The following is an 8260-nucleotide window of genomic DNA, read 5'->3' as shown; positions in this document are numbered from 1 at the left end:
ACCTACTCCAAGGAAGAACTGGAGGAAGCCGGAGCGATGATCGAGCCCGAGCGCGACCTGCTGTTCGCCTACAACGGCCTGTACCTGCTGGCCACCCGCTACCTGGCCACCGACCCGTCGCGGGCGGTGTACGAACTGCCGCAGGAGCGCTGGCTCACCATCGCGCTGTACCTGATGCAGAACGAACACCTCAGCGGAGACCGCACCCGCGCCCGGCGCATGCGTCTGGTGCGCGAGGCCTACTGGGCCCTCTCAAACCTGTACATGACGGTGGCCACGCCCACCCTGGCCAATGCCGGCAAGACCGGCGGGCAGCTGTCGTCGTGCTTCATCGACACCGTGGACGACAGCCTGCAGGGCATCTACGACTCCAACACCGACGTGGCCCGCGTGTCCAAACACGGTGGCGGCGTGGGCGCGTACCTGGGCTATGTGCGCTCGGCCGGTGCGGCGATCCGCGGCGTGGCCAATTCGTCCGGCGGCGTGGTGCCGTGGATCAAACAACTCAACAACACCGCCGTGAGCGTGGACCAGCTCGGCCAGCGCAAGGGCGCCATCGCGGTGTATCTGGACGTGTGGCACCGCGACATCGAAAGCTTCCTGGATCTGCGCCTGAACAATGGCGACCAGCGCCTGCGCGCGCACGATGTGTTCACCTCGGTGTGCCTGCCCGACCTGTTCATGGAAGCAGTGGAGCGGCGCGGTGACTGGTATCTGTTCGACCCGTACGAGGTGAAGCGGATCAAGGGCTGGTACCTGCAGGATTTCCACGACGAGCAGCGCGGCCAGGGCAGCTTCCGCGAGCGCTATGCCGAGGTGGTAGCCGACGAACGCATCAGCCGGCGCACGATCAAGGCCATCGACCTGTTCAAGCGGATCATGGTCAGCCAGCTGGAGACCGGCAATCCCTTCATGTTCTACCGGGACGAAGTGAACCGGATGAACCCGAACAAGCACGCCGGCAAGGTGTATTCCAGCAACCTGTGCACCGAGATCCTGCAGAACATGAGCCCCACCCGGCTGATGCAGGAGATGATCAGTGGCGACCAGATCGTCACCACCCGCCAGGCCGGCGATTTCGTGGTGTGCAACCTGTCCTCGATCAACCTGGGCCGCGCGGTCACCGCGGCGCCGGACCTGCTGTCCAGCGATGTGCTGGAGCGGCTGGTGCCGATCCAGGTGCGCATGCTCGACAACGTGATCGACCTCAACCAGCTGCCGGTACCGCAGGCCACCATCACCAACCGCAAGTACCGCGCGATCGGCCTGGGCACGTTTGGCTGGCACCACCTGCTGGCGCTGAAGCAGATCGACTGGAACGACCCCCAGGCCGAAGATTATGCCGACAGCCTGTACGAGCGGATCAACTACCTGGCCATCCAGGCCAGCATGCGCCTGGCCGAGGAGAAGGCTCGCTACAGCACCTTCGTGGGCAGCGACTGGCAGACCGGCGAGTACTTCCGTGCGCGTGGCTACGACAGCCCGGCCTGGCAGGAGCTGGCCGCGCAGGTCAGCGTGCACGGGCTGCGCAACGGCTGGCTGCTGGCGGTTGCGCCCAACATGAGTACCGCGCAGATCGCCGGCTCCAGCGCCTCCATCGACCCGGTGTACGGCGCGTTCTACTACGAGGAAAAGAAGGACTTCCGCCGCCCCGTGGCCGCGCCCGGGCTGTCGCTGGAGACCTACCCGTACTACGAAAAGGGCGCCTACCGGCTGGATCAGTTCGCCAGCATCCGCCAGAACGCGCGCCGCCAACGCCACGTGGACCAGTCGATCAGCTTCAACCTGTACGTGCCCAGCACCATCCGCGCCAGCACCCTGCTCGACCTGCACATGAGCGCCTGGCGCGAAGGCCTGAAAACCACCTATTACGTCCGCTCCAACGACATCGACATCGACGAGTGCGAATGGTGCGGTAGCTGACGCCCGCTGGTCGTCAACCATGCCTACATGCGCAACCCGACAACCAGGACACCCCCATGGCAACACCGCTCGAACGCATCAAAATTCTCGAACCGCGCTACCCCAATCGTTCCACCGGCATCATCAACGGCCGCACCAGCGGCATCCTGAACTGGAACGACATCCCCTACCCGTCCTTCTACCGGGCCTACAAGGAGCTGTCGACCAACTTCTGGATCCCCGACGAAGTGGACATGAAGGGCGACGCGCGCGGCTACGGCGAGCTCAACGCGCGCGAAAAGAACGCCTACGATTCGATCATCGGCCTGCTGGCCACGCTCGACTCCCCGCAGACCCGCTTCATCTACAACGTGGCCGAGTACATCACCGACCCGGCCGCGCATGCCAACGCGGCGATCATCGGCCAGCAGGAGGTGATCCATAACGAGAGCTACAGCTACGTACTGGCCTCCATCGCCGGGCTGGCCGACCAGAACCGCGTGTTCGAGATCGCGCGCACCCATCCCACCATCCTGGCGCGCAACCAGCCGATCATGCAGTCCTACGACGACTTCATGCGCGAAAAGACCGCCGAGACCCTGATCCGGTCGCTGATCCAGTCGTCGATCCTGGAAGGCATCAATTTCTATTCCGGGTTCGCGTTCTTCTACAACCTGGTGCGCCAGAACCGCATGACGGGCACTGGCAAGATCATCAGCTTCATCAACCGCGACGAACTGGCCCATACCAAGTTCATCAGCGAACTGATCCGCGCCATCATCGGCGAGAACCAGCAGCTCCAGGGCGACCAGCTCACCGCCTACGTACACGATGCGTTCGAGCATGCCATTGCACTGGAAACGCGCTGGACCGGCGAGGTGCTGGACGGTATCGACGGCATCGACGTGGACGAAATGATCCGCTACGTGAAATACCGCGCCAACAAGATGGCCGGCATGCTCGGCATCGAGAAGCTGTACAGCGACACCCACGTCAACGTGATGCCGTGGATCAAGGCCTACGCCGACAACTTCACCGAGACCAAGACCGACTTCTTCGAAATGCGCAACGCCAGCTACAAGAAGACCAACGCGGACAACGGCTTCGACGACCTGTAAGCCGCCCATGCGCATCCTGCTTGCCTATGCATCGCTGAGCGGCAACACGCGCGAGGTGGCGCGGCTGGTCGCGGCACGCTGCCAGGTGCTCGGTCACCGGCTGCAGTTGCTGGACGTGGACGGCGCTACCGCCGCCGCGCTGGAGCAGCCACGCGATGCACTGCTGCTCGGTTGCTGGACCGACAATGCCGGCCGTACCCCGGCGGAGATGAAGGCCTTCGTGGCCACGCTGCGCGACACCGCCGGGCTGCCGCCCGGCCCGGGCGTGGCCGTGTTCGGCACCGGCGAAACCCAATGGGGCCCGGAGTACTACTGCGGCGCCGCGCACCGGCTGGCGCGCTTCTTCGGCTCGCCGCACCCGGTGCTGGAAATCGAGCAGATGCCGCATGGGCAGGCCGACACCCGCGCCATCCACCACTGGACCGACACCGTGTTGGCCCGCATCGAGACCTCTACCCATGCAGACCCTGCACGCCGCCACGCCTGACGCCTACCACGCCGCCCTGCGCGACCATCCCGCCGTGCTGGTGGATTTCCACAAGGACAACTGCCCCGGCTGCCGCATGCTGGACATGTCGTTGGCCAGCATCGCCGGTTCGCCCAGCACGGCGGGCATCGTGCTGCTCAAGGTGCACCTGGAAACCATCGGCGAGGTGTTCTTCCGCAGCCTGGGCCTGCGCCAGACACCGACCCTGCTGCTGGTCCGTGACGGTCAGGAAGTGGCGCGACTGGCCGGGTACCAGTCGCCGACGCAGATCGGCGCAGCGCTGGAGACAGTTGCCTGATGCGTCGCACTCCCTGCGCGCCAAGCACTGAATGCACGGAAATCACGCCTCGATCACACTACCTGCTCAAAAGTGAATCAAGGGGTCGATAGGCGCCGAATACAACTAATTGCATAGTTCAGCGCAACTGGCTATTGGAAGATCTCACGCATTCCCACGCGTGCTCGAATAGGCCGACATCGCTCCGCCTAACCTCAGCACATCGCCCGAGGTTTGTCATGACGTCTGAATCCATCCGCCTTTCCAACAGCCGACACCCGTTGTTCAGCGCCATCGCGCTGTGCATGGCGTTGGCGCCGAGTGCCGTCATCGCGGGCAACCTGAGCGGTCCAGGTAGTTCGGCCACGGTGAACCCGGGCGATACGCCTGAAAGCTGGTATCTCAGCGACGGCGCTGCGTTGACGATCGCCCCCGGTGGCGCAACCGGCTTCATCCAGAGCGACAACTCACGCGTGACGGGCAATGACGTGGCCATTGGAGGGTTTCTCGGCATTCGGCTGCAGAACAATTCAACAGGCGACATCACCGGCGGAACCATTACGATCACGACCAGCATGGGTGACGCCGGCGCGGCGACAGGAGGGAGCACCCTCAACCTTTCCAATATGGCGGTGAACTCTGCCGGCCGGGGGCTGCAGGTCGCCGGCGCGGGCAGCCAGCTGTCGATCCGGAATACCACCATCGCCAGCGGCGGCGAAGCACTTTCGGTAGTGGATGGCGGAACGCTTGTGCTGGACGGCGTATCGGCCCGCTCAGACGGCAGCGCCAGTGGCGCCAATGGCTATGGGCTGAGCATGAGAAGCGGCGTCGCCCGCATCTCCAACAGCACTCTCTCTGGCCGAAACCGCGCGATTTCCATGTTCTCCACAGGCGATCTGTTTATCGAGCGATCAACGATCGAGGGGCTTGTTTTCCTGCAGGGCGACCGCGCCAACCCCGGCACCCCGCCGCCGGTAGCGACCGTCGTGAATTCGGAATTGGCAGGCAGCACTGCGGTGGCCCTTCTCGACGGCGCAGCGTTCACTGCCGTCGGCTCCAGCATCCGCGGGACCGGCACGGGCCGTGGCCTGTCGGCAGTCTCGGTTTCGGGCGGAACCTTCCGTGCACTGGATGCGTCTGTAATTGAAGGTGCAACAACGGGTATCTCGATCAGCAGTGGTCAGGTGGAGTTGGACCGCTCGCGCGTGGTTTCGGGCAGCGGGCCCGCCATGTCGGTCGGCGGCGGCGGCGGCAGCATCACGCTGCGCAATGGCGCCAGCGTCGAAGGTGGCAACGGCATCGCGCTGGAGGTAGCCGCACTCGGCCGCGCCGATCTGAGCGCCGCCGCTTCCACGATCCAGGGCGACATAGTGGGCAAGGTGCAAGGCATCAACACGGCCGAAGTCAATGTAGCCCTCTCAGACCGCGCCTCTCTGACCGGTGCCATCATCAACGGCAGCAACGTCACCGTCGATGGTGCGCACTGGCGCCTGACCGGCGACAGCAACGTGCAACAGTTCGGCATGGCGGGCAACGCGCTGGTGGAGCTCGGTGACGGGGCCGGCTTCCACACCCTGCAGGTGGCCGGCGACTACACCAGCGACGGAGGCACCCTGGTGTTCAACACCGTACTGGCTGGCGACGATGCCGCGACCGACAAGCTGGTGATCGGCGGCGACAGCAGCGGCCAGACCAACGTCCGGGTCAACAACGTCGGCGGCGCAGGCGCCCAGACCAACCAGGGCATCGAGCTGATCCAGGTAGCCGGCGCTTCCAATGGCCAATTCGACCTCGCCGGTCGCGCGGTTGGCGGCCAATACGAGTACTTCCTGTTCAAGGGCACCGGCACCGACGGCAACTGGTACCTGCGCTCGCAGCTGCCGGGCCAGCCCGACCCGTGCGACGTGGACCCCACCCTGCCCGATTGCACGCCGGTGAATCCGGAGCCGGTGCTGCGCCCTGAACCGGGTGCCTATCTGGCCAACCTGCAGGCGGCGCAAACCCTGTTCCGCATCGGCTACCACGACCGCAATGCGGGCCAGAATGCCGGTCGCGCCTGGGCGCGGGTGGATGGCGCGCGCAACGGGTTTGATGCCGTCAGCCAGCAACTGGATATCCGCGGCAACAGCCAGGCGCTGACCGTGGGTGCCGATGTGTGGCGCGCAGACACCGGCAGCAGCGCAGGCGTGATGATCTCCAGCGGCAATGCCAGCAGCACGTCGACCAACCCGCTCACCGGCTACCATGCCCGTGGCAAGGTCAAGGGAGAAGCGCTTGGCATCTACGCTACGTGGCGCAGCCGCAGCACCGCCGACCCGTATGCCGGCTTCTATGTGGACGGCTCACTGCAGCGCGCCCAGTTCCGCAACCGGGTAGAAGGCAGTGGCCTGTCCCCCGAGCACTACGACAGTCGCGCCTGGCAGGGCGCCATCGAAGCCGGCTATGCCTTCCCCCTGGGCGGCGCGCGCAACGGCGGCCTGTTCCTGGAGCCGCAGTTGCAGGTGGGGTACAACCGCTGGGATGCCCTGCGACACACCGAGGCCAACGGTACGGCCGTGACTGCGCAGGATGCCGATGGCCTGTTCGGTCGCGTCGGGCTGCGCCTGTCCGGCGTGACCCGCTGGGGTGGTGCTGCAGCCGAAGTGCAGCCGTACATCGCGGCCAACTGGCTGCATACCCGGGCTGAGTCGCAGGTGCGCATGGATGGCGAGGTAGTGGACGCCCGCATTCCGCGCAGCCGTGCCGAAGTCAGTGCTGGTGCATCGGTGAAGTTCGCCAACGGCCTGGGCGCGTGGGGGGGCATTTCGCGCCAGCAGTCGTCGGGCTATCACCTGACGAGCGCTCAACTGGGCATGAGTTACAGCTGGTAACAGGTGGCGGGCACAGGCGCCGACATTCACGTCGGCGCCTGCGCGCGTCAGGCGCTTCCTTTGCGCAGCGACGGCACACCCAGCAACCCACGCCGCTTGAACCACCACTCCAGCGGCAACGTCACCAGCGGCGGCACCGCGGCCAGCAGGGCCAGCCCTGCCGCCCACCACGGCCAACGCAGCCGCACCGCGGCCAGTACCGTCACCACAACGTAGGCCATGAAGGCGAACCCGTGCACCGGGCCGAACACGCGCACGCCGATCGGAGTGGGATCGGCGGCGTGGTACTTGAAGTACATGCCGATCAACAGGCCGGCCCAGGTCAGCGCTTCGATGAAGGCAACGGTGGCGAAGACGCGACCCATGGGGGTCATCGGTGGAGTGGCGTTCAAATCAGGCTCGGCACGCAGGAATCAGGAGCGCCATGATAGCCGCAAACTGCGAATGCGACCCGTTTGCAGCCAATCGACCTCCAAAAGGCGTGCGCACGATGCCGCACGCCCCGCCACTCAGACGAACATGCCGCCCGATGCTTCCACCCGCTGCGCATTGATCCATGCCGTGGACGGCGACAACAGCGCCGCGGCCACCGGCCCGATGTCGTCCGGCTGGCCGGCACGTCCCAACGCGGTGATCGAGGCCACCATCCCGTTGACGTGCTCGTCGTCGCGCACGCGGCCGCCGCCGAAATCGGTGGCGATCGCGCCCGGTGCGAGCGTGTTGGCGCTGATCCCGCGCGCGCCCAGTTCCTTGGCCAGGTAGCGGGTGAACACCTCGATGCCGCCCTTCATCATCGCGTAGGCCGAACTGCCCGGCAGCGAGAACCGCGCCAGCCCGCTGGACACGTTGAGGATGCGCCCGCCATCGGCGATCAGCGGCAGCAGCGCCTGGGTGAGGAAATACGGCCCCTTCAGATGTACCGCCACGGCGTGGTCGAACTGCTCGTGCGTGGTCTCGGCGATGCTCGCGTACAAGCCTTCGCCGGCGTTGTTGAGCAGGCCCTGCAACTGCGTGGCGCCCCACCCCTGCAGGGTGTCGCGCAGCTGGTCGGCGAACGCGGGGAAGCTGCCGCTGTCGGCGACATCCAGCGGCAAGGCCGTGGCACGGCGACCGAGAGCTTCGATCTGGGCGACCACCTGCCGGGCAGCGTCGGCCTGGCTGCGGTAGGTGATCACGATATCGGCGCCATCGGCCGCCAGCGCGAGTGCGGCGTTGCGGCCCAGACCGCGACTGCCGCCAGTGACCAGGACGATACGGGGGGAGCTGCTCATGGTGTTTCTCCAGCGGTAGGGTGTGGGCACAGACTATTGATCTTGCGTAGCCGCATAAACCGCGCGATCCTGATTTGACTGTTCACCAACGACGAACAATCCATGGATCGCCTGGACCAACTGCGCAGCTTCCTGCGCGTCGCCGAACTGGGCTCGTTCACCGGCGCTGCCGACAGCCTGGGCCTGCCCAAGGCCAGCGTGTCGCTGGCCGTGCAGCGATTGGAGGCGGAGGTGGGCGTGCAGTTGCTGCACCGGACCACCCGCCGGGTACGGCTGAGCGCCGACGGCCTGCAGTTCCAGCAGCGCGCCCGCGACCTGCTCGACGACATGGAAGA

Annotated in this window: 8 protein-coding genes; 6 read left to right on the top strand and 2 right to left on the bottom strand. The window is 65.8% G+C overall.

From position 1 onward, the window contains the following. The 5 genes from DBR34_RS04370 to DBR34_RS04350 form a co-directional block, all read left to right on the top strand. Window positions 1-1923, top strand: a 1923-nt coding sequence (locus DBR34_RS04370; protein WP_128095865.1) for a ribonucleoside-diphosphate reductase subunit alpha, incomplete at its 5' end; no start/stop codon positions are given. A gap of 56 nt (window positions 1924-1979) precedes the next feature. Continuing rightward, entirely contained in the window at window positions 1980-3020 is a 1041-nt protein-coding gene (locus DBR34_RS04365) for a ribonucleotide-diphosphate reductase subunit beta (protein ID WP_128095864.1), read from the top strand. Window positions 3021-3027: 7 nt separating this feature from the next. Then, a complete protein-coding gene (locus DBR34_RS04360) occupies window positions 3028-3507 on the top strand; it encodes a flavodoxin (protein ID WP_128095863.1) in 480 nt (159 codons plus the stop codon). After that, window positions 3479-3805: a thioredoxin family protein gene (locus DBR34_RS04355; protein ID WP_128095862.1), complete on the top strand. Its 327-nt coding sequence runs from the start codon at window positions 3479-3481 to the stop codon at window positions 3803-3805. The genes DBR34_RS04360 and DBR34_RS04355 overlap by 29 nt, the downstream gene beginning before the upstream one ends. 134 nt (window positions 3806-3939) lie before the next feature. After that, entirely contained in the window at window positions 3940-6654 is a 2715-nt protein-coding gene (locus tag DBR34_RS04350; protein WP_258223660.1) for an autotransporter outer membrane beta-barrel domain-containing protein, read from the top strand. A 47-nt stretch (window positions 6655-6701) separates the two neighbouring features. Here the strand turns inward: DBR34_RS04350 and DBR34_RS04345 are convergent, their stop codons facing one another. Next, on the bottom strand, window positions 6702-7028 hold the full coding sequence (locus tag DBR34_RS04345) for a DUF3817 domain-containing protein (protein ID WP_128095861.1): 327 nt from the start codon (window positions 7026-7028) through the stop codon (window positions 6702-6704). Between the two features lie 135 nt (window positions 7029-7163). After that, window positions 7164-7925 (bottom strand): SDR family oxidoreductase, encoded by a 762-nt coding sequence (locus DBR34_RS04340; protein WP_128095860.1) that lies wholly within the window; start codon window positions 7923-7925, stop codon window positions 7164-7166. 102 nt (window positions 7926-8027) lie between these two features. Between DBR34_RS04340 and DBR34_RS04335 the strand changes: the two genes are divergently transcribed. After that, window positions 8028-8260, top strand: a 233-nt coding sequence (locus DBR34_RS04335; RefSeq protein ID WP_146186767.1) for a LysR family transcriptional regulator, incomplete at its 3' end; no start/stop codon positions are given.

The sequence above is a fragment of the Stenotrophomonas sp. HMWF003 genome (assembly GCF_003061285.1).
GTDB classification, from domain to species: Bacteria; Pseudomonadota; Gammaproteobacteria; order Xanthomonadales; family Xanthomonadaceae; genus Stenotrophomonas; species Stenotrophomonas maltophilia_AP.
Note: the sequence above shows the minus strand (reverse complement) of the source record. Positions and strands in the feature narration are given on the sequence as shown.

Bases quoted from the DNA above. Each gene is read 5' to 3' on its own strand.
- DBR34_RS04355 (WP_128095862.1), top strand. From the start codon at position 3,479: ATGCAGACCCTGCACGCCGCCACGCCTGACGCCTACCACGCCGCCCTG.
- DBR34_RS04360 (WP_128095863.1), top strand. From the start codon at position 3,028: ATGCGCATCCTGCTTGCCTATGCATCGCTGAGCGGCAACACGCGCGAG.
- DBR34_RS04345 (WP_128095861.1), bottom strand. From the start codon at position 7,028: ATGACCCCCATGGGTCGCGTCTTCGCCACCGTTGCCTTCATCGAAGCG.
- DBR34_RS04365 (WP_128095864.1), top strand. From the start codon at position 1,980: ATGGCAACACCGCTCGAACGCATCAAAATTCTCGAACCGCGCTACCCC.
- DBR34_RS04340 (WP_128095860.1), bottom strand. From the start codon at position 7,925: ATGAGCAGCTCCCCCCGTATCGTCCTGGTCACTGGCGGCAGTCGCGGT.